The organism is Micromonospora sp. DT46, from assembly GCF_049841735.1.
GTDB classification, from domain to species: Bacteria; Actinomycetota; Actinomycetes; order Mycobacteriales; family Micromonosporaceae; genus Micromonospora; species Micromonospora reichwaldensis.
On record NZ_JBNCKW010000011.1, the window covers coordinates 61,382 to 84,754 of the forward strand.

Genomic DNA, 23,373 nt, shown 5'->3' on the forward strand with positions numbered 1-23,373 from the left:
GACCTGGGTGAACCCGCAGACTAACCCGGGACCGGGAACCGCCGGGCACGCGACCCGCCTGGCGACCGCCGGGCGCCCGTCCCAGGTGACGCGGGCCGGCCCGCCCGGGTGCGGACCATCCGTCGGCCGGAGTCGTACGGGAATCGTCGCGGCGGGCCGCACAAGATCACGAATTGGTGCGGCGAAAAGGGGTGGGGACAGAGCTGCGCGCCGGCACAGAAGTGTCGGCGCGCTCTTTTTGCGTGATGCGATTCAGTTTTGCGATCTGGAGATCAGGTCAGCGCGGGCTCGGCCAGACGAAGCAGATCGTCCGCCTCCGCCGCAGCCGCCGCGAGCCGATCGTTCTCGGCACGCAGCCGCGTGATCTCGAACTCCAGAGCCCGAACCGTGGTACGCAGTCGGGTGACCTCGTCGAGCAGACGCCGATCGGGCGCCGCACCTACGTGGCCGTACAGGGCCTTAGCCATGTTGACTCCTTGATATGCGCTGCCGGAAGGGCCGGCCAACGCGCGCCCAAATGTGTACGCGGCTGTCATCCCAGGCGATTCTGGGCATGACCGGGCGCGACTGGCGACACCTACATATTGAGCCGACACCCCCTCTTTCGTCAAGTTCTCGCAGGCCGTAGATCATTTCCACGTCGGCCTGTCCACTTGCCGGGGGGCTGCCACAAGGCGCGGACACACTCTGTCCGGACACCTTGACTCTACGCCTCGGATCCCGGGAAGTCCCCACCCTGCCGTCCGGCTTCCCCTTAACTCTTCCTTAGCCACGTTGCCGCTGTTCACGCCCGCCACGTAGCGTCACCCCGGCCCGCAACCGACCCCCTGGAGGCAGAGGCGTGTACGGCTGGACCGACCCGTACCACCCGGACGGCGCCGACCGGCGCCGCGAGCAGCCGCTGGGCGAGGAGCCGCCGGCCTGGCTCACCGACCGTCCGGAGCCGAGGTCCGCCTACCTCTTCGGGGACGACCCGGAGCAGCCCGCCGACGAGTGGCACCGCGACCAGCCGACCGCCCGCTGGCAGCCCGAGCCCGCCGCGCCGGCCGGGACCTGGCAGCCGCAGACCACCGACGCGACCGCGACCTGGCGGCCCGAGCCCACCGACCGCTGGCAGGCCGAGCCGGACCCCCGCTGGGCCCCCGGGTCCGCCAGCCCGGCGGACGGGGCGTACCCGGCGGAGCGCCCCTTCCCCGCGGACCGGACCGCCGGCGCCTGGCCGGTCGACGACCCGACCGCCCCCGTCGACCTCGCCGCGCTCCGGGCCGCCCCGGCCGCGACGGCGCCGGCCACCGCCGAGGGCCGCCACCGCCCCCGCCGCCGCTTCCCCCGCCCGCTGGTGATCGGCGGTGCCGCCGCGGCCGCCACGCTGGTGGTGAGCCTCGGCGTCGGCGCGGTCGCGCTGACCGGCGACGGCCCGGCGACCGACCCCACCGCCGTCGACGACACGGTCGCCGCCGCCCCGGTGCTGCCGGGCGGCGAGCCGGCGCCCGGCGACACGCTCGCCCCGCCCACCCCGAGCGCCACCCCGAGCACCGCGCCGACCACCGCCAGGCCCACCCCGTCGGCCACGAAGAGCACCAGGTCGACTCCTGCGCCGTCGCGTACCACCGCGCCCTCGCGGCGCAGCGCCGAGCGGAGCACGGCGCCGGCCGGCGGCGGCACGAAGGCCCCGGTCAGCAGCGGGGGCGGTAGCCAGGCCAGCCAGGTGGTCGCCCTGGTCAACGCCGAGCGCGCCAAGGCCGGCTGCGGCGCGGTGAGCGTCGACGACAAGCTGACGACCGCCGCCCAGCGGCACAGCCAGGACCAGGCCGACCACCGGAACATGTCGCACACGGGCAGCGACGGCAGCAACGTCGGGACCCGGCTGGACCGGGTCGGCTACTCCTGGCGCACCTACGGCGAGAACGTCGCCTGGAACCAGAAGACGCCGGCCGCCGTCATGGACGCCTGGATGAACAGCTCCGGACACCGGGCCAACATCCTGAACTGCGCCTTCACCGAGATCGGCGTCGGCGTCGCCAACAGCAACGGGCCGTACTGGACGCAGGTCTTCGCCGCGCCGCGCTGAACGCGAGTCGTGGCCGGGGCCGTACTCGTTTGACCGGGTGAGGTACGCCGACACGGCGTACCCGCTCCGGGCGGTGTGCCGCCGCCCGCGACCCGGGAGCTGCCGATGCGGATCCGGCCGCGTACGCGCGCCGTCGGGCGGAGCCTGCGCCGGGCCCTGCCGGCCTGTGTCGCACTCGTCCTGCTGAGCGTGCTCGCCGCCTGCCGGCCGGACCTGGCCGCGCCCGGTGCCCCGACCGCCTGGCCGGCGGCGTCGGCGGGCCGGTGGCAGTGGCAGTGGCAGCTCAGCGGCGTGCTGGACCTCACCGTCGACGCCGACGTCTTCCTGCTCGACCCGGTCTCCACCACCGCCGCGCAGACCGCCGAGCTGCGCTCCCGGGACCGCCGGCTGGTCTGCCAGGTGCACGTCGGTTCCGTCCTGCCGACCGACCCGGACGCGGACCGCCTCCCGGCCGCCGTACGGGGTGCCGCGTCCCGCCGGCCGCAGGGCCGCTGGCTCGACGTACGGCAGTGGGACGCGCTGCGGCCGGTGCTGGCCGACCGGTTCCGGCTCTGCCGGGGCAAGGGCTTCGGGGCGGTCGCCCTGGCCGACGCCGACGGGTACGCGCACCGGTCCGGCTTCCCGCTCGACTTCGACGACCAACTGCGGTTCAACCGCCGGCTGGCCGAGCTGGCCCGCTCGCTGAGCCTCTCCCCCGGCCTGATCAACGACCTGGGGCAGGTGGCCGCCCTGGCCCCGGACTTCGACTTCGCCGTCAACGAGGAGTGCGTGCGGCTGGACCAGTGCGCCCGGCTGCTCCCGTTCGTCGAGGCGGGCAAGCCGGTGTTCCACGTGGAGTACGCCGGCTCGACGACGGACTTCTGCGTCACCACGCTGGGCTACGGTCTCTCCTCGATCCGCAAGGAACGCCGGCTCGACGCGTGGCGACTCCCCTGCGCGGCGCCCTGACCACCGGCACCTCCTCGCGGGCCGGGCCGGGCGAACGCGCCGCCCGTGCCCCGGAGACCGCGTGGGGTCAGCCTCGCAGGGCCGCCCGGGGGCGGGGCTGGCAGCGCGGGCAGCTGTACGACGAACGGTTCATGAACGCCTCGCGGCGCACCGGTGCGCCGCACCGGTGGCACGGCAGCCCCTCCCGGCCGTAGACGTTCAACGCCCGGTCGAAGTAGCCGCTCTCCCCGTTCACGTTGACGTAGAGGGCGTCGAAGCTGGTGCCGCCGGACTTGATCGCCTCGCCGAGGACGTCCCGGACGTGGCCCAGCAGCCGCAGCGCGGCCGGGCCGGTCAGCGCGTCGGTGGGGCGGGCGCCGTGCAGCCTCGCCCGCCACAGCGCCTCGTCGGCGTAGATGTTGCCCACGCCGGAGATCAGCGTCTGGTCCAGCAGCGCCCGCTTGACCTCGGTACGCCGCCGGCGCAGCGCGGCGACGAACGCCGCGTCGGAGAACTGCGGGTCCATCGGGTCCCGCGCGATGTGCGCGATCTCCGCCGGCAGCTCCGCGCCCCCGGCCGAGACCGACAGGCCGCCGAACGTACGCTGGTCGACGAAACGCAGCTCGGGACCGTCGTCGGAGAACCGGAACCGGACCCGCAGGTGCGTCTCGTCGGGGGCGTCGGCCGGCTGCACCAGCAGCTGACCCGACATGCCCAGGTGCCCGATCACGGCGTCGCCGCTGTCCAGCGGCAGCCACAGGTACTTGCCGCGCCGGCGCACGTCCAGCACCGTCCGGTCGGTCAGCACGTCGGCGAAGTGCCCGCCGCCGGGCGCGTGCCGGCGTACCGCGCGGGGGTGGCGCACCTCGACGGCGGAGATCCGCCGGCCGGTGACCCACCGGGCCAGCCCCTGCCGGACGGTCTCGACCTCCGGCAGTTCAGGCACGGCCCAGGCCCGCCTCGGCGGTCTGCGCCGTCCCGTCCTCGGGCGCCGGGCCCTCCGGCCCGACCGGCTCCCGCTCCGCCTGCTCGGTGAGCGTCCGCCAGGCCGCCTCGGCGGCCCGCTGCTCGGCCTCCTTCTTGCTGCGCCCGTCGGCCCCGCCGTAGCGGTTGCCGGCGACGACCACCCAGGCGGTGAACGTCTTGAGGTGGTCCGGGCCGGTGCCCTCGATGCGGTACTCGGGGACGCCGAGCCCGAGCGCCGCCGTCAGCTCCTGGAGGCTGGTCTTCCAGTCCAGGGCCGCACCCCGGCCGGCCGACTCGGCCATCAGCGGGTCGAAGAGCCGGTGGATGACGATGGCGGCGGTGTCCAGCCCGTACTGGAGGTAGATCGCGCCGAGCAGAGCCTCCAGGGTGTCGGCGAGGATGCTCGCCTTGTCCCGGCCGCCGGTGGTCTCCTCCCCCTTGCCGAGCAGCAGATAGGCGCCGAGCCCGTCCGGGCCGAGGCCCCGGGCCACGTCGGCGAGGGCCCGCATGTTGACCACGCTGGCCCGCAGCTTGGCCAGTTGTCCCTCGGGCAGGTCGGGATGGTTGTGGAAGAGCGCGGTGGTGATCACCACGCCGAGCACCGAGTCGCCCAGGAACTCCAACCGCTCGTTGGTGGGCAGGCCGCCGTTCTCGTACGCGTACGAGCGGTGGGTCAGGGCGCGCTGGAGCAGCTCCGGATCCAGGCTGACGCCGAACGCGGCTTCCAGGTGACCGACGGACGCCCGCCGCCGCTTGTCGTTGCTCATGATGTGGGTACCTCGGTGTCGGTGGAGCGGTCGGTGCGTTCCTCGCGGTCGCCCGCCTCGGCGCCGTCGAGCAGCGCGCGGACGTGGTCGGTGGCGCGTCGTCGCCAGAGATGGGCGGCCAGCGCGATGCCCGCGGCGACGTCCTCGGCGCGGGCGGCGCCGTGGCAGACGACGACCGTCCCGGCGACCCCGAGCAGGGCCGCCGCGCGCGGGGCGCCGCCGCCGGACGGGGGCCCGCCGGCCATCGCGTACGCGCCCTCGATCGCCTTGAGCAGCACGTTACCGGTGAACCCGTCGGTGACCACCACATCGGCGCGCGTGCCGAGGGAGACGTCGTACCCCTCGACCAGGCCGACGTAGCGGCCGTCGCAGGGCAGCGACGCGGCGGCGAGGACGGGATCGGCGAGCCGGCGGGCGCGATCGCCCTTGCCCGCCTCGGTGCCCACCGACAGCAGCCCCACCCGGGGCGCGACGACGGCGTGGGCCACCGCCGCGTAGGCGGCGCCGAGCACGGCGTGGCGGGCCAGGGTGGCCGGGCGCGGCTCCAGCGAGCCGCCCACGTCCAGCAGGACCACCGGGCCGGCGACGGCCGGCAGGGTGGCGATCAGCGCGGGCCGGCGCACGTCCGGCCAGCGGCCGAGGCCGAGCGCGACGGCGGTGACGGTGGCGCCGGTGGACCCGGCGGAGACGAGCGCGTCGGCGACGCCGTCGCGGACGGCGTGCACCACCGCGCGGACGGTGCTGTCGGCACGGGCGGCCACGGGATGGTCGGCCATGCCGACGACGGCGCGGACCGGCCGCACGGTGACCCGGGCACGCTGTGCCGGGTCGAGGGCGCGGATCACCTCGCCGGCGGCCTCGGCCGGGCCGACGAGCAGCAGATGCAGGTCCGGGTCGGCGCGCACGGCCCGCAGAGCGCCGTCAACCACGACGGCGGGAGCGTCGTCCCCGCCGAGGAGGTCAACGGCGATCCGCGCGGTGCCCGGCTCCATCGGAACGCCGGCCGGAACAGGCCGGCCGGCGTCGGAGGGAGCCGGGGCACCGGGCGATTGCCAGGGTGCGCGCGCCGCCCGACCAGGGGTCGGGGGCGTCACTCGGCGTCCAGGTCAGACCTCGAGGACCTGGCGGCCGTTGTAGGTGCCGCAGACGGAGCAGGCGGCGTGGGGCAGCTTCGCCGACTTGCACTGGGGGCAGGCCACGGTCGCGACCACGGTCGCCTTCCAGTTCGCCCGGCGGGCGCGGGTGTTGCTGCGCGACATCTTGCGCTTGGGGACGGCCACGGTTCCTACTCCTCTTTACGGTTCAGTTGCGACAGGCCCGCCCAACGCGGGTCGATCTGCTCGTGACTGTGGTCGGCCGGCAGATCGTCCAAGTGCACCCCGCATTCGGGGCACAGGCCTGGGCAGTCCTCCCGGCAGAGCGGGTTGGTCGGCAGCGTGAGCACCACCGCGTCCCGCAGCGCCGGTTCCAGGTCGATCAGATCGCCCTGCATCCGGCCCACCTCGTCCTCGTCGGTCGTGGTGTCCGTGGTGCTGTTCTCGTACGCGTACAGCTCCTGGATCCGCACGGCCAGCGAGTCGTCGATCTCGCGAAGGCAGCGACCGCACTCGCCCCGGACGCGACCGCTGACGGTCCCGGAGACGAGCACGCCCTCGGACACCGACTCCAACCTCAGGTCGAGGTCGAGGTCAGCGCCCTGCGGCACGGCGATCATCTCGCCGCCGAGGTCCGCCGGTGCCGGCACCACCCGCTTTTCCGTACGCAACGCACCAGGCCGGCGCGGCAGCTCCCTCGTGTCGAGGACCAGCGGCGACCTGGGGTTGAGTGTCGAAGGCGTGTGTTTGGGCATAGTCAGACTCCGGCCGGTGAGAGGCCGACAAAAAAGGTTACCTGGGCGACCGCCGTACCGTCGAACCGGGGGCGGCGCCCGCCCCATCTGCCGGCTGGTGAGGTGCCGCTCAGAAGGGTAGCGGGCGGTCCGCCTCCTCCCCACCGAAGGTGCCGATCTCGCGCAGCGCGTGCATCTTGTCCCGCCCGCGTTCTATCGAGGCCAGCGCCCGGGTGAGGAACTGCTCGAAGTTGGCCAGCGCGGTGTCGACGTAGTCGTCGACCTCCTCGCGCAGGCGCTGCGCCTCGGCGCGGGCCTCCGCGATGATCCGCGCGCCCTCGTGCTCGGCGGAGACCGTGATCTCGTTCACCGAGACCAGTCGGGCGTGTTCCGCCTCACCCTCGCTGATGATCCGGTCGGCCTCGCGCTTGCCGGCCTCCATGATCTTGTCCCGCTCGTCCAGCAGCGCGGCGGCCCGACGCAGGTCGGCGGGGAGTTCGGCGCGCAGCTCATCGAGGATCGCGATGAACTCACCCCGGTCGACCATGCAGTTGTTGCGCGACATCGGGACGGAGCGCGCCTGCTCCACCATGGCGATCAGTTCGTCGATGCGATCGAGCGGGTCCACCGGTACCTCACTCCTGTCGTTCGTCGGGCCGACCTACATGATGCGGGCTACGGCCGGTTTCCCGCTGCACACATCATGTCGCGCCCCGACCACAGCGCACCGCTCACCCCGGCCCGGCGCGTCGCGGTACGCCACAGCGCAGTCCCCGCCGGGCACGGTGCCGGCGGGAACTGCGGCCCCGGGCGGTCAGTCGCGCGACGGCGGGACGAGCCGGGCGCTCAACTCCTCGCGGACCCGGTCGGGCACGTGGGCGGAGATGTCGCCGCCCCACTTCGCCACGTCCTTGACCAGGCTCGAGGAGAGGAACGAGTAGAGCGGATTGGTCGGCATGAACAGGGTCTCGACGCCGGCCAGGCCGATGTTCATCTGCGCCATCTGCAACTCGTAGTCGAAGTCGCTGACCGCCCGCAGGCCCTTGATCAGGACGCTCGCCTGCTGCGCCCGACAGAAGTCGACAAGCAGGCCGCGGAACGACTCGACCCGGACGTTGTCGTAGGAGGCGGTCACCTCGCGGAGCATGTCGATCCGCTCCTCGACGGTGAACAGGCCGCTCTTCGACTGGTTGACCAGCACGCCCACGATCACCTCGTCGAACAGCCGGCTCGCCCGGCCGACGATGTCGAGGTGCCCGTTGGTGACCGGATCGAACGAGCCGGGACACACCGCACGTCTCATGATCGGCGACCGTACCAAAGGGTCGTCTCGCCGTAGCGCCGGCTGCGCTCGCCGGTGATGCCCTGCACCCACCCGACGGGCCCCGTGCGGCTGGACCGCTCCACCACCACCAGGGCGTCCGGGGCCAGCCAGCCGCCGTCGACCAGCGCGACGAGCATCGCCGTGATCTCCGTGTCCGGCACCGCGTAGGGCGGGTCGGCGAAGACCACGTCGTACGGGTCGCCGTCCGGGCCGGCCGCCAGCACGGTGGCGACTTTGCCGGTGACCAGCCGGGCGGCCGGGGCGGCGCGCAACGCGGCCACGTTCTCCCGGACCACCCGGGCCGCCCGGGGGTCGGACTCCACCAGCAGCACGTGCGCGGCCCCCCGGGAGAGGGCCTCCAGGCCGACCGCCCCGGAGCCGGCGTAGAGGTCGGCGAAGCGGGCGCCGGCCAGGTCGACCTCGGCCTGCACGGCGCTGAACAGCGCCTCGCGCACCCGGTCCGACGTGGGCCGGGTGCCCGCGCCGGGCGGCGCGGCGATCCGCCGCCCACCAAGGGTTCCGGCCACGATCCGGGTCACCGTCGCTCCCTGCCCATGCCCCGACGCTACGCGACGGCCCGGCCGGTGGACGAAGCACCCGAGGCGACGAGCGGACCCGCCACGGCCTGTCGGCCCCGCCGGCCCGCACCGCGGCACGCCCGCCACCCGGTCGGCGTCCGCACCCGATCAACGCACCTCGGGGGGACCGAGCACCGACGTGACCATGACCGGGTCGACCTCGGCCTGGTTGGTCAGCAGCACGAGCCGCTGGTCCGAGTCGGGCAGCCAGGCCGCGAACGCCTTGTAGCCGCCGTTGTCCCCCGAGTGGTGCAGCGCCCGCCTGCCGGCCAGCGGGCCGACGAAGAACCCGTAGCCGTACGCCTCCCCGGGCCGGCCGGTGGGCGCGTGTGGAGCGGTCATCGCCGTCACCGAGGCCGGGGCGAGCAGCCGCCCCCGGCGCGGCACGTCGAGCCAGGTGAGCAGGTCCGTCCCGGTGCACCAGACGTCACCCGCGCCCATGCCCACGGTCGCCAGGTCCCAGGACGGCACCGGACGGCCGCCCTCGTGTCCGACCGCCACGTCCGGCCGTCCGTCGCCCGCACCGGCGAAGCTGCCCGTCATGCCCAGCGGCGCGAAGACCTCCTCGGCGAGGAACTCGGCGTACGGCCGGTCGGCCGCGCGCTCGACGGCCCGGGCCAACAGCACGTAGCCGGGGCTGCTGTAGTGCCACCCGGCTCCGGGCCGGAACAGCGGCGGCACCGCGGCGAACGAGCCGAGCAGGTCGTCCGGCTCAGCCGGGTCGGCGAGATCGACCGCCGGGTACTGCTCCCAGTGGCCCAGGCCCGAGGTGTGGGTGAGCAGGTGGTGCAGCGTGATGGCGGACCATTCCGGCGGCGGGCCGGGCAGCCAGCGCACGACCGGATCGGACAGGCTCAGCGCACCCCGCTCGGCGAGCAGCAGCACCGCGGCGGCGGCCATCTGCTTGCTGATCGAGGCGATCTGGAACCGGGTCCCGGAAGCGCAGTGGACACCGGTGCTCCGATCGGCCACCCCGGCGACCTGTTCCGTCACGATCTCGTCGCCCCGGGCCAGCAGGAGCACGCCACTGTCTAATGAGGATGCCGACATCCTTCGAAGCCTAGATCAGCCCTTCTCCAGGTATTCGGCGCGTTCCTCGTCGACCAGGGCCGCCACCGACGCGGCCAGCGCCGGGTGCCGGGCCAGCTCCGGGTCCTCCTCGACCAGGGCGATCGCCTCGGCCCGGGCGTCGCGGATCAGGTCGGCGTCGCGCAGCAGCGAGAGCAGCCGCAGGTGCGAGCGGCGCCCCGACTGGGTGGCGCCCAGCACGTCGCCCTCCCGGCGCTGCTCCAGATCCAGCTCGGCGAGCTTGAACCCGTCGGTGGTGGAGGCCACCGCGTCGAGCCGCTCCCGCGCGGGCGTGCCCTCCAGCGCCTCGGTGACCAGCAGGCAGAGCCCCGGGGCGGAGCCCCGGCCGACCCGGCCGCGCAGCTGGTGCAGCTGGGAGACGCCGAACCGGTCGGCGTCGAGCACGATCATCACGGTCGCGTTCGGCACGTTGACACCCACCTCGACCACGGTCGTGGCGACCAGCACGTCGAGGTCGCCGGCCGCGAAGGAGCGCATCACCGCGTCCTTCTCGTCGGCCGGCAGCCGGCCGTGCAGCACGCCGATGCGCAGGCCGTGCAGCGGCCCCTCGGCGAGCAGCGGCGCCACCTCGGTGACCGCCATCGGCGGCCGCCGCCCGTTGTCGTCCTCCGGCGGCGGCTCCTCCTCGCTCGCCGGCCCCTCCCCGATGCGCGGGCAGACGACGTACGCCTGGTGCCCGGCGGCCACCTCCTCGCGCACCCGGCGCCAGGCCCGGTCCAGGAAGGCCGGCTTCTCGGCGACCGGAACCACGTGCGAGGCGATCGGCGAGCGGCCCTGCGGCAGCTGGGAGAGCGTGGAGGTCTCCAGGTCGCCGTAGACGGTCATCGCCACCGTGCGCGGGATCGGGGTGGCCGTCATCACCAGCACGTGCGGCGGCTGCTCGGCCTTGGCGCGCAGCGCGTCGCGCTGCTCCACGCCGAAGCGGTGCTGCTCGTCGACCACCACCAGGCCGAGGTCGGCGAAGTCGACGCCCTCGTAGAGCAGGGCGTGGGTGCCGAGCACGATGCCGGCGGCGCCGCCGGCGACCTCGGCCAGGGCCCGCCGCCGGGCCGCCGCGCCCAGCGAGCCGGTGACCAGCTCGACCCGGGTGGCGTCGTCGGCCGCGCCCAGCTCGCCGGCCCGCCCGAGCGGCCCCAGCAGGTCGAGGATGCCCCGGTGGTGCTGCGCGGCGAGCACCTCGGTCGGGGCCAGCAGCGCGGCCTGCCCGCCCGCGTCGACCACCTGGAGCATCGCGCGCAGCGCGACCACCGTCTTGCCGGAGCCGACCTCGCCCTGGAGCAGCCGGTGCATCGGGTGGGCCGTGGCCAGGTCCGCCGCGATCTCCACGCCCACGTCGTGCTGGCCGGGCGTCAGCTCGTAGGGCAGCCGGGCGTCGAAGGCGTCGAGCAGGCCGCCGGGCTTCGCCGGGCGGGGCCGGGCCGGCGAGGCGGCGGCGCGGTGCTTGCGCTGCACCAGGGTGAGCTGCACGGCGAAGGCCTCGTCCCACTTGAGCCGGTGCCGGGCCCGGTAGAGCGCCTCCTTGCTGGTCGGTCGGTGGATCTCGCGCAGCGCCGTGTCGATGCCGCCCAGGTTGCGGCTCGCCCGCAGGGTCGCGGGCAGCGGATCCTCCGGCGCGGTGAAGGTGTCCAGCACCACCCGGACGCAGCGGGCGATCACCCAGGTGGGCACCGCCGCGGCGGCCGGGTAGACCGGGATCAGCGCGCCCGCGAACTCCTCGATCTCCTCGTTGGCCGCCGCCTCGCCGTCGCCGCCCTCGCCGAGCAGGACGTACTCCGGGCCGTTGAGCTGCCGCTTGCCCCGGAACTCGGTGACCTTGCCGGCGAAGAGCCCCCACCGGCCGGGGCGCAGCTCGCGCTCGCGCCAGGCCTGGTTGCCGAAGAAGGTCAGGGTCAGGGTGCCGCCCGAGCCGTCGCCGACCGTCACCTCCAGCAGGTTGCCCCGGCGCTGGCGCATCGGGCGTACGGCGGTGCGCTGCACCTGGGCCAGCACGGTGGCCTGCTCGCCGACGTCGAGCGACCGGATGTCGGTGTGCTCGCCGCGCTCGTCGTAGCGGCGCGGGAAGTGGTAGACCAGGTCACCGGCGGTGTGCAGGTCGAGGTGCCCGGCGAGGGCCTTCGCGGTCTTCTCGCCGACCAGCTTCTTCAGCGGCGTGTCCATCGTGGCCGGCTCGGACGTCATTCGACCCCCACCAGGAGTGGATAGTGCGGCTGCCCGCCCGGATAGGCCTGCACCTCGACGAACGGCCAGCGCCGCCCGACGTGCTCGCGGACCGCGTCGGCCAGCCCGTCGGGAGCGTCCGCCCCCGAGAGCAGGGTCACCAGCTCACCGCCGCCGCCGAGCATCCGGTCGACCACGGCGGCGCAGGTGTCGGTCAGGTCGGACCCGATCAGGTGCACCTCCCCCTCGACCAGCGCCAGCACGTCGCCGGGACGGCAGGGGCCGGCGACGGTCAGCGCCTCGCGGCGGGCATAGCAGACCTCGGCGTAGCGGCACGCGCCGGCCGCCTCGGCCATCGCGATCACGTCGTCGGCGAAGCGCCGCCCCGGGTCGCGTACGGCGAGGGCGGCCAGCGCCTGCACCGGTGAGCGGGTCGGCACCACGCTGACCTTCACGCCGAGCCCGTGCGCCTCCCGGGCGGCGGCGTTCGCCACCGCCTGCGTGTCGGGGTCGTTGGGCAGCACCACCACGCGGGCCGCCCCGGTGGCGCGGATCGCGTCCAGCAGCTCGCCGATCGACGGGTTGCCGGGCACCACCGTCGCGCCCTCGCCGGCGAACAGCTCGGCGATGCCCGCGCCGGCGGCCACCACCACGGCGGCCCGCCCGTCCGCCGCCGCGGGGGGCGACACCGGTGCGGTCTGGTCGGCGAAGCGGGTCACCGAGATGCGGTGCGGCCGGCCCGCCACCACGCCCGCCTCGATGGCCGCGCCCACGTCGTTGACGTGCACGTGCACGTTCCAGGTGCCCGTGCCGGCGTTTCCGTCGCCGACGACCACCAGCGAGTCACCCAGGGCCGCCAGCTCCTCCCGCAGCCGGGCCACCGCCTCCGGCCCGGCGTCGAGCAGGAACTGCACCTCGTACGCGTACTCCTCGGAACCGGTCTCGCGCACGGCGGTGGCCGGCGGGCGGACCGGGCGCGGCGCGGGCGCGGGACGCTCGGGGCTCTCGCCGGTCACGACCTCGACCAGGGCGTCGAGCAGCAGGCACAGGCCCTGGCCGCCGGCGTCCACCACGCCGGCGCGGGCCAGCGCCGGAAGCTGCTCGGGGGTGCGCGCCAACGCGTGCGCCGCCCCGCCCGCCGCCGCCCGGACGACCGCCCGCAGGTCGTCGCTGTCGGCCCGCTCGGCGGCGTGCGCCGCCGCGGCGACGACGCTGAGCAGCGTGCCCTCGACCGGGCGGGCGACCGCGGCGTAGGCGGCGGCGGTGCCGTCGCGCAGGGCGGCGGCCAGCTCGCGCCCCCGCACGGCGGGCGCGGCGGCGACGGCGTCGGCGAAGCCGCGCAGGATCTGCGACAGGATCACCCCCGAGTTGCCCCGCGCGCCCAGCAGCGCGCCCCGGGCCATCAGCCGCAACGCGTGCCCGTGCGCGGTGGGCCCGTCCTCCGGGAGGGTGCCGAGGTCCATCGCGAGCGCCTGCTGGGCCGAGGTGAGGGTGAGCACCATGTTGGTGCCGGTGTCGCCGTCGGGCACCGGGTAGACGTTCAGGTCGTCGATCTCGCCCTGGTGGCGCTTGAGCGCGACCAGCCCGCCCGCGCACCAACGGCGGACCGCGGCGGCGTCGAGGGTGTCCAGCACGGCGAGAAGCCTACTGGCGCGCACCGACACGCGCCGGGGTCGACGCGACTCCCACGGCGTGTCCGGCAGCCGCGGCGCACCCACTATCCTCGTGGCGTGTCCCCAGGTGCGGCGATGCCGCGGGGGCGGGTGCGGGCCGGGCGACCGGGACCCGCGTCGCGCGGTGCCGGCCCCACCTCGGGCCTGCGTCCGGGGCCGGTTGGTCGGGTCCCGGGTCATCGGGTAACCTGGCCAGGTTGCCCGGGCTGCGCCTGGCGGCGACCTCATGAACGTTTCAATCCCAGGAGTATCCCGTGGCTAGCGTGTGCGACGTCTGTGGCAAGGGACCGGGCTTCGGCCACAACGTGTCCCACTCGCACCGGCGGACCAACCGCCGCTGGAACCCGAACATCCAGTCGGTGCGTACCCCGGCCGGTGGCGGCAACACCAAGAAGTTGAAGGTCTGCACCTCCTGCATCAAGGCGGGCAAGGTCACCCGCGCCTGACGCGGTAGGCCCCAGCTTCACACTCGTCATTGCCGGCGGGCCGTTGCGGTCCGCCGGTTCTGTCGTGTCCGGCGACGCTCCCCCGCCGACGCCCGTCCGCGCACGGGCCGTGCCGGCGCCGAGGTCCGGAACGGCCCCCGGCGCGAGACGGGGCCGGCGGCCCTCGGCGCGCCGAAACGGGTCAGGGCACGGGCAGAACGGTCAGAGCGTGCGGGCGAAGGAGATGCAGCCCGGGGCGTCCCGGTAGAAGCCGAAGTTCGGGATGCGCTCGTAGCCGGCCGCCGTGTACATGGCGATGGCCTCCGGCTGCTTGTCGCCGCACTCCAGGACGATCCGCTTGCGCCCGTGCTCCCGCGCGGAGCGCTCCACCGCCGCCAGCACCGCCCGGGCCACGCCCCGGCCCCGGACCGCCGGCGCGGTGTACATCCGCTTCAGCTCGGCGGTGTCACCCTCGTCACCGTGGCTGCGCCAGCCGCCGCAGCCGACCGGCTCGCCGCCGAGGTGGGCGACGAGAAAGGCGCCGGCGGGCGGCGCGAACTCGCCCGGGTCGACCGGGGTCTCGTCGCCGCTGCCGCCGTACCGGGCACCGAGGTCGGCCAGCGCGGCGCGGATCAGCCGCTGCGCCACCGGCGAGTCGAAACGCTCGGCCCGAATCTCGATCTCACTCACGGAGTAAAGGGTACGACGCCGATCGGGCCTTACCGAAAGTGGTCCCAGCCAGCGGGTCCGTCGTACGGCCGCCCGTCGACCGTGACACCCGAGCCCTCCGTCACCCGCCCGATCGGCCGCCAGTCGTCCGGCAGCGCCACCGCCGACGGGAAGGTCGCGGCCAGCGCGTGGTCCTCGCCCCCGGCGAGGAGCCAGGAGTACGGGTCGACGCCGAGCGCCTGGGCGGCGTCGCGCATCTGCCGGGGCACCTCGAAGGCGTCCCGGCGCACGTCCACGGCGACCCCGCTCGCCTTCGCCACGTGCCCGACGTCGGCGAGCAGCCCGTCCGACACGTCGATCATGGAGGTGGCGCCGAGCCGGGCGGCGTGCGGCCCGGCCGCGTAGGGCACCTCGGGCCGCCGGCAGGCCTCCACCAGCAGCCGGGGCGTACGGAAGCCCCGGGAGAGCACGGTCAGCCCGGCCGCCGCGTACCCGATGCGGCCGGCCAGGGCCAGCACGTCACCGGGCCGCGCGCCGGAGCGCGTCACTGGCGGCCGGCCCCCCAGGTCGCCGAGGGCCGTGACCGCGATGGTCAGCGTCGGACTGCCCGACATGTCCCCGCCCACCACGCTCGCGCCGACCTTCGCCGCCTCGGCGGCCAGCCCGTCGGCGAGCTCCTCGGCCCACGCGGGATCCAGCTCGGGCGGCATGCAGAGCGCCACCAGCAGCGCGGTCGGCTGCGCCCCCATCGCGGCGATGTCGGCCAGGTTCGCCGCCGCCGCCCGGTGGCCGACGTCACGCGCGCTGGACCAGTCCCGCCGGAAGTGCCGCCCCTCCACCAGCACGTCGGTCGAGGCCGCGACCCGGCCGTCCGGGGCGGCCACCACCGCCGCGTCGTCCCCCGGGCCCAGCAGTACCGTCGATCCGTACGACAACCGGGCGGTCACCCGGTCGATCAGGCCGAACTCGCCGATCCCCGCGACGCTCATGCCGCTCCTCCGCCGTGCTGCTCGCTCACCGCTTCTCCTTGACCACCGATAGGGATCAGACCTGGTCCGTAAGGTACTTTCTCCCTTCGGGCCGCTCCAGGGCGGCGACGGACGGAGGTCGAGTCGTGGTACAGGCGTACATCCTCATCCAGACCGAGGTCGGCCGGGCGCGTGACGTGGCCGGTCTCATCTCGGACCTTGCCGGCGTGGTACGCGTCGACGCCGTCACCGGGCCGTACGACGTGGTCGTGCTCACCGAGGCGAAGACCGTCGACGAGCTCGGTAAACTCATCGTCAGCAAGGTGCAGATGGTGCCCGGCATCACCCGCACCCTCACATGTTCGGTGGTGCGCCTGTAAGTGGACAAGATCACTGACTCTCCCGTGACCGATTCCGCCCAGCCGGACGAGGTGGCCCCCGACCGCCCGACCCGCGACCGCACGACCCGCGGCGCCGCGCTGGTCGCCACGCTGATCGCGCTGCCGGTCACCGTGCTGGTGGGCGCGTTCGCGTTCGCCCAACTCTCCCCCGACGAGCGGGCCGAGCCGGCCGCCACGCCGAGCGCGACCGCCACGAGCGCCGGGCCGCGCTCCACCGCCCCGGTCGAGATGGCCGCGCCGGCGCTGGCCGAACGGCCCGCCACGGTCTGCCGCGCCCTGCTCTCCCAGTTGCCGCCCACGGTCAACGACCTCGCCCAGCGCCCGGTCACGGCCGGCCCGGAGCAGAACGCCGCGTACGGCGACCCGGCGGTCACCGTCGCCTGCGGCGGGGCCACGCCGGCCGTCGACGACACCGACCACGTCTGGACGGTCAACCGGGTCTGCTGGTACGCCAGCGAGGAACGCGACGCCACCGTGCTCACCACCATGGACCGGGAGACCGCCGTCACGGTCCGCGTGCCGCACTTCTACGGGCAGGGGTTGCAGTGGGTCGCCCCCGTCTCGGACACGATCGTGGCCTCCGTGCCCTCCGTCGCCGCCGCCGACACCCCCAGCGGCTGCCGGACCTGACACGGTCTCCGCACCCGGCCCGCCTCGCGTGCGCGGGGCGGGCGGTGGGAAGGGCACCTTCCCGCGCGTCAGGCGTCAGGCGGGTGCCCTTCCTGTGCGTCAGGCGTCAGGCGGGCGCCCTTCCTGTGCGTCAGGCGTCAGGCGGGCGCCCTTCCCGGCGCGAGCGGCTCAGTGCAGGCCGACGCCGCGGTGCAGGGCGGTGCGGATGAGGCGGTTGACCAGCTTCGGGTACTCCAGCCCGGACGCCGCCCACATGCGCGGGAACATCGACGTCGGGGTGAAGCCCGGCATGGTGTTGATCTCGTTGAGGTAGACGTCCAGCTCCGGGGTGACGAAGAAGTCGACCCGGGCCAGGCCCGCGCAGTCGAGCGCGGTGAAGGCCCGGGTGGCGTACTCCCGGATCTGGCGGGTCACCCGCTCCGGCAGGCCGGCGGGGATGTCGTACTCGCAGGCGGACTCGGAGTCGATGTACTTCGCCTCGAAGTCGTAGAAGTCGTAGTCCCCGACCACCCGGACCTCGGCCAGCACGGACGCCTCCGGCGCGCCGCCCGCCTCGCCCTCCAGCACGCCGCACTCGATCTCGCGCCCGACGACCGCACCCTCGACGAGCACCTTCGGGTCGATCTGCCGGGCGGTGGCGACCGCCGCGTCGAGGTCGGCCCAGTCGTCGACCTTGCTGATGCCGAACGACGAACCGGCCCGGGACGGCTTCACGAAGACCGGCAGGCCGAGCCGCTCCTTCTCCGCCTCGCTCAACGTCATCCCGTTACGCAGCACCGCGTACGGGCCCACCGGGATGCCCTCGACGGCGCAGAGCTTCTTGGTGAACTCCTTGTCCATGGCGGCGGCGGAGGCGAAGACGTTCGCCCCGACGTACGGGATGCCGGCCATCTCCAGCATGCCCTGGATGGTGCCGTCCTCGCCGTACGCGCCGTGCAGCACCGGGAAGACCACGTCGACGTCGGCGAGCGCCCGGGGCCCCTCGGTGGGGTCGAGCACCATGAGCCCGTTGCCGGTCGGGTCGGCCCGCAGCACGATGTCGGTGCCGGACTCGGCGGTGATCTCCGGCAGCCGGCGCGCGTTGATCGCCAACTGACCGGGGTCGCCGCTGGTCAGCACCCACTGGCCGGCCCGGGTGATGCCCACCGGCACCACCTCGAACTCGTCCGGGTCGAGGGCGCCGAGCACGCTGCCGGCGCTCACGCAGGAGATGCCGTGCTCCGGGCTGCGGCCGCCGAACACGATCGCCACGCGGGTCCTGCCTGGGGTGGTCACTGCGTCACCTCTTCGTACGCGACTGCTCCGGTCGTGGCGCTCACCCGGTTGACCTTACTGTGCGTGGTGAGCGCCGACAGCCGATACCCGGGCAGAGGCGGGCGGCAGCGCAACCGGTCGACACGGCGTGTACGGGTGGTGACGGGCACCCGGCCGCCGTCGCGCGTCGTTAGGGTGGGCGCCGGACGGGGGAGGCGACCATGGACACCAGGGACGGCCGTGTCATGCGGGCCCGGATGCTGCTGGAGGTCGGGCGCTGGCCGGACGCGTTCCACGAGCTGAGCCGGGTGCTGCGCGAGCGCCCCGACGACGTCGAGGCGGGCTGCCTGCTGGCCCGCTGCTACGACCTGGCCGGGGACCCACCCGGCACGGTGGCCGCCACCGGGCGCGTCCTCGCGGTCGCGCCCGGGCACGAGTGGGCGCTGCGGCAGCGGGCGATGGCGCTGGTGGCGATGAGGCGCAGGCGGGAGGCGCTGCTGTGCGCGCGGGCCGCGGTGGCCGCCGCGCCACACGAGTGGCGGACCCACGCGACGCTGACCGAGGTGCTGCTGCACCAGCCCGGTGTCCGGGCGCTCGTGTTCGCCCGGGACGCGGCGGACACGGTGCTCCGGCTGGCGCCGGACGAGGCCGACGCCCACGTCGTCGACGCGCAGGTGTGCCTGCGGGCCGGCGAGCTGACCCTGGCCCGGCGGGCCTGCGTACGCGCGCTGGAGCTGGACCCGCAGAACCAGGCGGCACTGCACGACCTCGCGGTGGTCGACCTGCGCCGGGAACGCCTGGGCCGCGCGGGTCGGGGCTTCAGCGCCGCGCTCGCCCTCGCCCCCGGCGACCGGACCACCGGCACGGCACACGGCCAGGGCGCCCGGGCGGTCCTGTGGCGTCTCTACGACGTCCTCGCCGCAGCCACGGTGGGGCACCTCGTGGTCTTCGCGCTGGTCGCGGGCACGCTCGGGCCGTGGCGACGGCCGCTCGCCCTCGGCGCGGCGGTCCTGTTCCTGGCCGCCTTCGCCCTGCTGTTCCGGTGGGTGTGGCGCGCCCAACCGCTCGCGGTCCGGCTGAAGGTGCGGGCGGACCGCCGCCAGCCGGCGGTGCTGCTGTGGGCGGCGGCCGTGGTCGCCGCGGCGGTCGCCTCGGTCCTCGGCGGGTACCGGCCGGCGGAGGACTCCGTCGCCGGCAACCTCGCGATCCTCGGGGTGATGATCACTGTCGTCACGTTGGCGGTCCGGCTCTACGGGCTGGTGACCGGCTGGGTGTCGACCGTCGTCGTGCGGCTGCTGTACCGGACGGCGCTGCTGCTGCACGGAGGGCGGCGGCGGACGGGCCGCCGGGGCGACGCGGCCGGGGCGGGGGCGGGGGCACGAGGGTGAGCGGAGCGGCGGGAACGGTCGCTACGCTGCTGCACCTATGAGCTCCGACGCCCTCATCGACAGCCTGCTGGCCGCCCTCGACGGCCGCCCCGACGACCTGCCGCTGCGGCTGCACCTGGCCGGGCTGCTGCTCGACTCCGGGCGGGGGCCGGAAGGGATCGCGCAGATCGGGCAGGCGCTCGCCCGGGACCCGGGCAACGAGCAGGCCCAGGCCCTGATGCAGCGGGCGCTCGGCGCGGCCGTACCCCCGCCGCACACGCCGGCCCCGACGACGCCGCAGCGGCCCGCGCCCGCCGCAGGGCCCGGCGGCCCCGCCACGACCGCCGACGACGACCCCCTCGCGGCCTACGAGCAGGAACTGGCCGACGTGGTGCCGCCGCGGTTCGCCCGCGCCGGCGACGAGCCGGAGCCGGTCGCCGGCCACTCCGACCGGGTGTACGACGTGGAGGCCTCCGGCATCCGGCTGGCCGACGTGGGCGGCATGTCGGCGGTCAAGGAGCGGCTGGAGCTGGCCTTCCTCGGCCCGTTGCGCAACCCGGAGCTGCGCAGGATGTACGGCAAGAGCCTCCGTGGCGGCCTGATGCTCTACGGCCCGCCCGGCTGCGGCAAGACGTTCCTGGCCCGGGCGGTCGCCGGGGAGATGGGCGCGAAGTTCATCTCGCTGTCCATCGTGGACGTGCTCGACATGTGGATGGGCAACTCGGAACGCAACCTGCACGAGCTGTTCCAGGCGGCCCGCCGCAACGCGCCCTGCGTGCTCTTCCTGGACGAGGTCGACGCGCTGGGGCACAAGCGCTCGCAGGTCGGCTCCAGTTCGATGCGGACGCTGGGCAACCAGCTGCTGGCGGAGCTGGACGGGATGGAGGGCAGCAACGAGGGGGTCTTCGTGCTGGCCGCCACCAACACCCCGTGGGACGTCGACCCGGCGCTGCGCCGTCCCGGGCGGCTCGACCGGGTGGTGCTGGTGCTGCCGCCGGACGCCGAGGCACGCCGCGCCATCCTGGAGTACCACCTGCGGGAGCGGCCGATCGCGGGGATCGACCTGCGGAAGATCGTCGCCGCCACCGAGGACTACTCGGGCGCAGACCTGGCCCACCTCTGCGAGACGGCCGCCGAGTTCGCGATGGCCGACTCGGTACGCACCGGCGAGGTGCGGATGATCGAGCACCGCGACCTGGAGCGGGCGGTCAAGGAGGTCCGGCCGTCGACGAAGCCGTGGATGGCCACCGCCCGCAACGTGGCGATGTTCGCCAACGAGGGGGGCGTCTACGACGACCTGGTCGCCTACCTGAAGCGGCGCCGGATGCTGTGACGCGGACGGCCCGGCGGGGCGCCGGGCCGCGCCTCCCGCCGGGCCGGGCCGCCTGCCGGGCGGCCCTCCCACCCGGCGGGGCCGCCTCCTGCGACCGCACCGCCCTCGGCGGCGTCAGCCGCGCGCGTGCCGCCGGCCGATGGCGATCACCTTGACCCGCTGCCGGCCGGCCCGCACCATGCCCAGCGCCATGAATGCGCCCGCGATCCGGTCCGCCGCCTCGCGGCTGCTCGCCCCGACCACCTGACGGCGGCGCTCGGGGCAGTTGCGTTCGTCGCGTCCGGCGCCCTCGGCCGCACGCACGTCGGTGAGCACCACCAGGAACCGCGTCATCGGTGCCCGCCGGGGCGGTCGGCGCGAGCCTGTCGGGCAGTAGGCACGTCGATCCCCTTCCGGCTGACGGGCCACGGGGCGTGGCACGCGGCGATCGGGTACGGGGGAGAAACCCGATCGCCGCGCGCCCCTTCCCCTCCGGTCGCTCACCACCGCCGTCGCCACGACAACCGGCAGTGAGGACGCGATGACAGACTGACATGTCTACAGCCATGAATGCAACTCTCATCGACGTTCTCTCATCTACACGTTCCCGGGAAGATGTGCGACGATCGATGCATGGCTCCGAAGACCGCCCGTGCCCGGCGACTGGGCATCGCGCTGCGCACCCACCGGGAAGCCGCCGGCCTCACGCTGGAGGCGGCGGCGGACGAGATCAGCAGCACCCGCAGCACCCTGTCCCGCTACGAGAACGCGCAGACGCTGGTCAGCCCCGCCACCGTGCGCGCCCTGCTCACCCTCTACGGGGTCGGTCCGGACGAGGTGGCCGCCGCCGTGCAGCTCGCCAAGGACGCGCGCAAGCCCGGCTGGTGGGTGTCCTACTCGCACCTGCTCGACCGGCGCACCATCGACTTCATCGCGCTGGAGGCCGAGGCCACCGGCATCGCCAACTTCGAGCCCTCGGTGGTGCCGGGGCTGTTGCAGACCGCCGACTACATCCGGGGCGTGATGCGCGGCGGCCCGCACACCCTGCGCGACGACGAGGTGGAGCAGCGGGTCCAGTTCCGGCTCGACCGGCAGCAGCGGCTCATCAGTGACCAGCCGCCGATCCTGGACGCCATCATCGACGAGGGCGCGCTGCTGCGGCCCGTCGGCGACCGGTCGGTGATGGAGTCGCAGCTGCACCACCTGGTCAAGATGGGCGAGCTGCCCAACATCACGGTCCAGGTGATCCCGCTCGCCGCCGGCTACCACCGGGGCACCCGGGGCTCGCTGCACATCCTGGAGTTCGCAGACCCGGAGGACCCGGTCATCGCCTCGGTCGAGACGGTGGCCGGGCAGATGGTCCTCGACCGGCCGGGCGACCTGCGTACCTGCACCAAGATCATGGAGCACCTGCGGACCGTCGCGCTCAGCCCGGCGGACAGCCGCGACCAGCTCCTCCAACTCCTGAAGGGACGGTAGGACCATGACACCGACGATCAGCGCGGCGCTGGCCGTGGCGCGGTGGCGCAAGAGCAGCCGCAGCGGCGACGAGGGGGCGTGCGTGGAGATGGCGGTGGTCCCGGGCACGGTCGCCGTCCGCGACTCCAAGGACCCGTCCGGCCCCGCGCTGCTCTTCCCGCCGGCCGCCTGGGCCGCCTTCGTCGGGGCGCCGCCCGGACACTGACCCCTCCCTCCGGGGGCGCCGGCGCGCCCGCTGACCCGTCGCGCCGGCGCCCCGCCGGCGGCGGTCCCACCGATGGGAGCCGGTGGGGCCGTCGCCCGGCGGGGTCGGACCCGACGGGCGACGACCGGCCGCACCACCTCGCATTGGAGGCGGGCGCAGTGCCCTCGCCCGGCGGGGAGACGGACGGGTCAGCCCGGCGGGGAGACGGGCGGGTCAGCCCGCGACGACCGGGCGGGGCGCGGGGCCGGCGCGCAGCGCCTCCAGCGCCGCGATGGCCACGCCCCGGGCGCCGGCCATGTCCCGCTCGGGCACCAGGGCGAAGGTGGCCGACGCGGCCTGCTCCTCCCGCAGCACCGTGTGCTCCCGCACCGTCGCGAGGAACCAGTCCCGGAACTCCGGGGCCGCCTCCACCACCCCGCCCCCGACGAAGTACGCGTGCGGATCGGTGAAGTTGGCCGCCACGGTGAAGAGTCGACCCAGCGCCATCGCCTGCTGGGTGAACACCTCCCGGGCCAACGCGTCGCCGCGCTCGCCGTAGCCCCGGACCAGCTTCGCCGCCCGCTCCGGCGGCTCGGCGGCCAGCGGATGGTCCGGAAAGCGTCCCAGCCAGTACGGCAGCAGGTTCCGCCCGATGGCGGTCAGCGAGGCGACGCTCTCGGCGTCCCCTGCGAAGCCGCAGGCGCACGTGGGCACCGGCTGGTCCGGCGCGAGCAGCCCGGTCAGCGGGATGTGCACGTGTCCCAGTTCGCCGGCCATCCCGGCCGCCCCGGCGACCACCCGGCCCGCCTCGACCACACCGCCGCCCAGCCCCGTGCCGACGATGGCCGACACCGACGAGCGGCGCATCGCCTCCGCGCCGAAGTGCGCGTGGTGGGCGTAGAGCGCGGCGGCGTTGCCGTCGTTGTGGTAGAGCACCGGCAGGCCGAGCCGCCGTTCCAGGGCCGTCCGCACGTCGTAGCCGCGCCAGGCCGGCTGGGAGAAGTTGGTCGACCCGCGCGACGAGATCACCCCGGTCGCGCTCGCCGGCCCCGGCGTGTCCAGCCCGACCGCGCGCACCGCCGTGCGGGGCACCCCGGTCAGCGCCAGCACCCCGTCGAACGCGCGGGCCAGCGCCTCGATCGCCGCCGCCGGGCCGGCGCGTACCTCGCTCGGGTTCTCCACCAGGCCGTCCACCAGGAACCGGCCGTCCACGGTGAGCACCGTGGCGTTGTTGCTGGTCCCCCCGTTGTCCAGCCCGACGACCATCGGCACGTCCGCACCACCCACGACAACCCGCCTTCCGC

General features: G+C 74.8%; 26 protein-coding genes and 1 pseudogene. 10 read left to right on the forward strand and 17 right to left on the reverse strand.

The features are described 5' to 3' along the window. Positions 1 to 272: 272 nt before the first annotated feature. Entirely contained in the window at positions 273 to 467 is a 195-nt protein-coding gene (locus ACLQ20_RS27305) for a hypothetical protein (protein ID WP_091621030.1), read from the reverse strand. Between the two features lie 374 nt (positions 468 to 841). On the opposite strand from ACLQ20_RS27305, the gene ACLQ20_RS27310 reads away from it, so the two are divergent. Both ACLQ20_RS27310 and ACLQ20_RS27315 read left to right on the forward strand, forming a co-directional pair. After that, complete coding sequence (locus ACLQ20_RS27310; protein ID WP_425858025.1) at positions 842 to 2,071, forward strand: CAP domain-containing protein; 1,230 nt, start codon at positions 842 to 844, stop codon at positions 2,069 to 2,071. A 105-nt stretch (positions 2,072 to 2,176) separates the two neighbouring features. Beyond that, on the forward strand, positions 2,177 to 3,019 hold the full coding sequence (locus tag ACLQ20_RS27315) for an endo alpha-1,4 polygalactosaminidase (protein ID WP_425858026.1): 843 nt from the start codon (positions 2,177 to 2,179) through the stop codon (positions 3,017 to 3,019). Between the two features lie 67 nt (positions 3,020 to 3,086). Here the strand turns inward: ACLQ20_RS27315 and mutM are convergent, their stop codons facing one another. From mutM to ACLQ20_RS27370, 11 genes are all read right to left on the reverse strand, one after another. Then, positions 3,087 to 3,944, reverse strand: coding sequence for a bifunctional DNA-formamidopyrimidine glycosylase/DNA-(apurinic or apyrimidinic site) lyase (gene mutM / locus ACLQ20_RS27320; protein ID WP_151455408.1), 858 nt, complete (start codon positions 3,942 to 3,944; stop codon positions 3,087 to 3,089). Further along, complete coding sequence (gene rnc / locus ACLQ20_RS27325) at positions 3,937 to 4,731, reverse strand: ribonuclease III (protein WP_151455409.1); 795 nt, start codon at positions 4,729 to 4,731, stop codon at positions 3,937 to 3,939. The genes mutM and rnc overlap by 8 nt, the downstream gene beginning before the upstream one ends. Then, positions 4,728 to 5,723 carry a phosphate acyltransferase PlsX gene (locus ACLQ20_RS27330; protein WP_151455410.1) on the reverse strand — a complete coding sequence of 332 codons (996 nt, stop codon included), beginning with the start codon at positions 5,721 to 5,723 and terminating at the stop codon, positions 4,728 to 4,730. Before ACLQ20_RS27330 ends, rnc begins: the two co-directional genes overlap by 4 nt. Positions 5,724 to 5,837: 114 nt before the next feature. Next, a complete protein-coding gene (rpmF, locus tag ACLQ20_RS27335) occupies positions 5,838 to 6,011 on the reverse strand; it encodes a 50S ribosomal protein L32 (protein ID WP_018786309.1) in 174 nt (57 codons plus the stop codon). 5 nt (positions 6,012 to 6,016) lie between these two features. Further along, a complete protein-coding gene (locus tag ACLQ20_RS27340) occupies positions 6,017 to 6,580 on the reverse strand; it encodes a YceD family protein (protein ID WP_151455411.1) in 564 nt (187 codons plus the stop codon). 109 nt (positions 6,581 to 6,689) lie between these two features. Beyond that, on the reverse strand, positions 6,690 to 7,187 hold the full coding sequence (locus ACLQ20_RS27345) for a hypothetical protein (RefSeq protein ID WP_132232640.1): 498 nt from the start codon (positions 7,185 to 7,187) through the stop codon (positions 6,690 to 6,692). A 186-nt stretch (positions 7,188 to 7,373) separates the two neighbouring features. Beyond that, positions 7,374 to 7,862: a pantetheine-phosphate adenylyltransferase gene (gene coaD, locus ACLQ20_RS27350; protein ID WP_132232638.1), complete on the reverse strand. Its 489-nt coding sequence runs from the start codon at positions 7,860 to 7,862 to the stop codon at positions 7,374 to 7,376. Beyond that, on the reverse strand, positions 7,859 to 8,422 hold the full coding sequence (rsmD, locus tag ACLQ20_RS27355) for a 16S rRNA (guanine(966)-N(2))-methyltransferase RsmD (RefSeq protein WP_151455412.1): 564 nt from the start codon (positions 8,420 to 8,422) through the stop codon (positions 7,859 to 7,861). The genes coaD and rsmD overlap by 4 nt, the downstream gene beginning before the upstream one ends. Before the next feature lie 147 nt (positions 8,423 to 8,569). Further along, a complete protein-coding gene (locus ACLQ20_RS27360) occupies positions 8,570 to 9,484 on the reverse strand; it encodes a serine hydrolase domain-containing protein (RefSeq protein WP_425858027.1) in 915 nt (304 codons plus the stop codon). 42 nt (positions 9,485 to 9,526) lie between these two features. Then, entirely contained in the window at positions 9,527 to 11,728 is a 2,202-nt protein-coding gene (gene recG, locus ACLQ20_RS27365; protein WP_358117244.1) for an ATP-dependent DNA helicase RecG, read from the reverse strand. Then, on the reverse strand, positions 11,725 to 13,341 hold the full coding sequence (locus tag ACLQ20_RS27370) for a DAK2 domain-containing protein (protein WP_327030760.1): 1,617 nt from the start codon (positions 13,339 to 13,341) through the stop codon (positions 11,725 to 11,727). Before ACLQ20_RS27370 ends, recG begins: the two co-directional genes overlap by 4 nt. A 293-nt stretch (positions 13,342 to 13,634) precedes the next feature. On the opposite strand from ACLQ20_RS27370, the gene rpmB reads away from it, so the two are divergent. Further along, complete coding sequence (gene rpmB, locus ACLQ20_RS27375; protein ID WP_011905179.1) at positions 13,635 to 13,826, forward strand: 50S ribosomal protein L28; 192 nt, start codon at positions 13,635 to 13,637, stop codon at positions 13,824 to 13,826. A gap of 201 nt (positions 13,827 to 14,027) precedes the next feature. Here rpmB and ACLQ20_RS27380 read toward each other — a convergent pair whose 3' ends face one another. Both ACLQ20_RS27380 and ACLQ20_RS27385 read right to left on the reverse strand, forming a co-directional pair. Further along, a complete protein-coding gene (locus ACLQ20_RS27380) occupies positions 14,028 to 14,495 on the reverse strand; it encodes a GNAT family N-acetyltransferase (protein ID WP_151455416.1) in 468 nt (155 codons plus the stop codon). Between the two features lie 29 nt (positions 14,496 to 14,524). Further along, the gene (locus ACLQ20_RS27385) at positions 14,525 to 15,463 is read right to left on the reverse strand and encodes a thiamine-phosphate kinase (RefSeq protein WP_327030758.1); all 939 of its coding nucleotides are present in this window, start codon (positions 15,461 to 15,463) and stop codon (positions 14,525 to 14,527) included. Between the two features lie 125 nt (positions 15,464 to 15,588). Between ACLQ20_RS27385 and ACLQ20_RS27390 the strand changes: the two genes are divergently transcribed. Continuing rightward, complete coding sequence (locus tag ACLQ20_RS27390) at positions 15,589 to 15,822, forward strand: Lrp/AsnC ligand binding domain-containing protein (RefSeq protein WP_132232626.1); 234 nt, start codon at positions 15,589 to 15,591, stop codon at positions 15,820 to 15,822. Next, positions 15,823 to 16,473 (forward strand): DUF3515 family protein, encoded by a 651-nt coding sequence (locus ACLQ20_RS27395; protein ID WP_151455419.1) that lies wholly within the window; start codon positions 15,823 to 15,825, stop codon positions 16,471 to 16,473. 168 nt (positions 16,474 to 16,641) lie between these two features. Here ACLQ20_RS27395 and ACLQ20_RS27400 read toward each other — a convergent pair whose 3' ends face one another. Then, positions 16,642 to 17,748: a D-alanine--D-alanine ligase family protein gene (locus ACLQ20_RS27400; RefSeq protein ID WP_151455420.1), complete on the reverse strand. Its 1,107-nt coding sequence runs from the start codon at positions 17,746 to 17,748 to the stop codon at positions 16,642 to 16,644. A 200-nt stretch (positions 17,749 to 17,948) separates the two neighbouring features. Here ACLQ20_RS27400 and ACLQ20_RS27405 point away from each other — a divergent pair, with 200 nt between their 5' ends. The 3 genes and pseudogenes from ACLQ20_RS27405 (at position 17,949) to ACLQ20_RS27415 (ending at position 20,427) form a co-directional block, all read left to right on the forward strand. After that, positions 17,949 to 19,115, forward strand: a complete 1,167-nt coding sequence (locus tag ACLQ20_RS27405; RefSeq protein WP_425858028.1) for a tetratricopeptide repeat protein — start codon at positions 17,949 to 17,951, stop codon at positions 19,113 to 19,115. Positions 19,116 to 19,143: 28 nt separating this feature from the next. Further along, positions 19,144 to 19,329: pseudogene (locus ACLQ20_RS27410) on the forward strand (tetratricopeptide repeat protein); the annotation flags it as partial. A gap of 3 nt (positions 19,330 to 19,332) precedes the next feature. Beyond that, positions 19,333 to 20,427 carry an ATP-binding protein gene (locus ACLQ20_RS27415; protein ID WP_425858071.1) on the forward strand — a complete coding sequence of 365 codons (1,095 nt, stop codon included), beginning with the start codon at positions 19,333 to 19,335 and terminating at the stop codon, positions 20,425 to 20,427. A gap of 114 nt (positions 20,428 to 20,541) precedes the next feature. Here ACLQ20_RS27415 and ACLQ20_RS27420 read toward each other — a convergent pair whose 3' ends face one another. Continuing rightward, complete coding sequence (locus ACLQ20_RS27420) at positions 20,542 to 20,760, reverse strand: hypothetical protein (protein ID WP_425858029.1); 219 nt, start codon at positions 20,758 to 20,760, stop codon at positions 20,542 to 20,544. Positions 20,761 to 21,039: 279 nt separating this feature from the next. Here ACLQ20_RS27420 and ACLQ20_RS27425 point away from each other — a divergent pair, with 279 nt between their 5' ends. Further along, a complete protein-coding gene (locus ACLQ20_RS27425) occupies positions 21,040 to 21,885 on the forward strand; it encodes a helix-turn-helix domain-containing protein (protein ID WP_425858030.1) in 846 nt (281 codons plus the stop codon). A gap of 4 nt (positions 21,886 to 21,889) precedes the next feature. Beyond that, the gene (locus ACLQ20_RS27430) at positions 21,890 to 22,090 is read left to right on the forward strand and encodes a DUF397 domain-containing protein (protein WP_121396135.1); all 201 of its coding nucleotides are present in this window, start codon (positions 21,890 to 21,892) and stop codon (positions 22,088 to 22,090) included. 213 nt (positions 22,091 to 22,303) lie between these two features. Here the strand turns inward: ACLQ20_RS27430 and ACLQ20_RS27435 are convergent, their stop codons facing one another. Beyond that, positions 22,304 to 23,356, reverse strand: a complete 1,053-nt coding sequence (locus tag ACLQ20_RS27435) for an ROK family protein (RefSeq protein WP_425858031.1) — start codon at positions 23,354 to 23,356, stop codon at positions 22,304 to 22,306. Between the last annotated feature and the right edge of the window lie 17 nt (positions 23,357 to 23,373).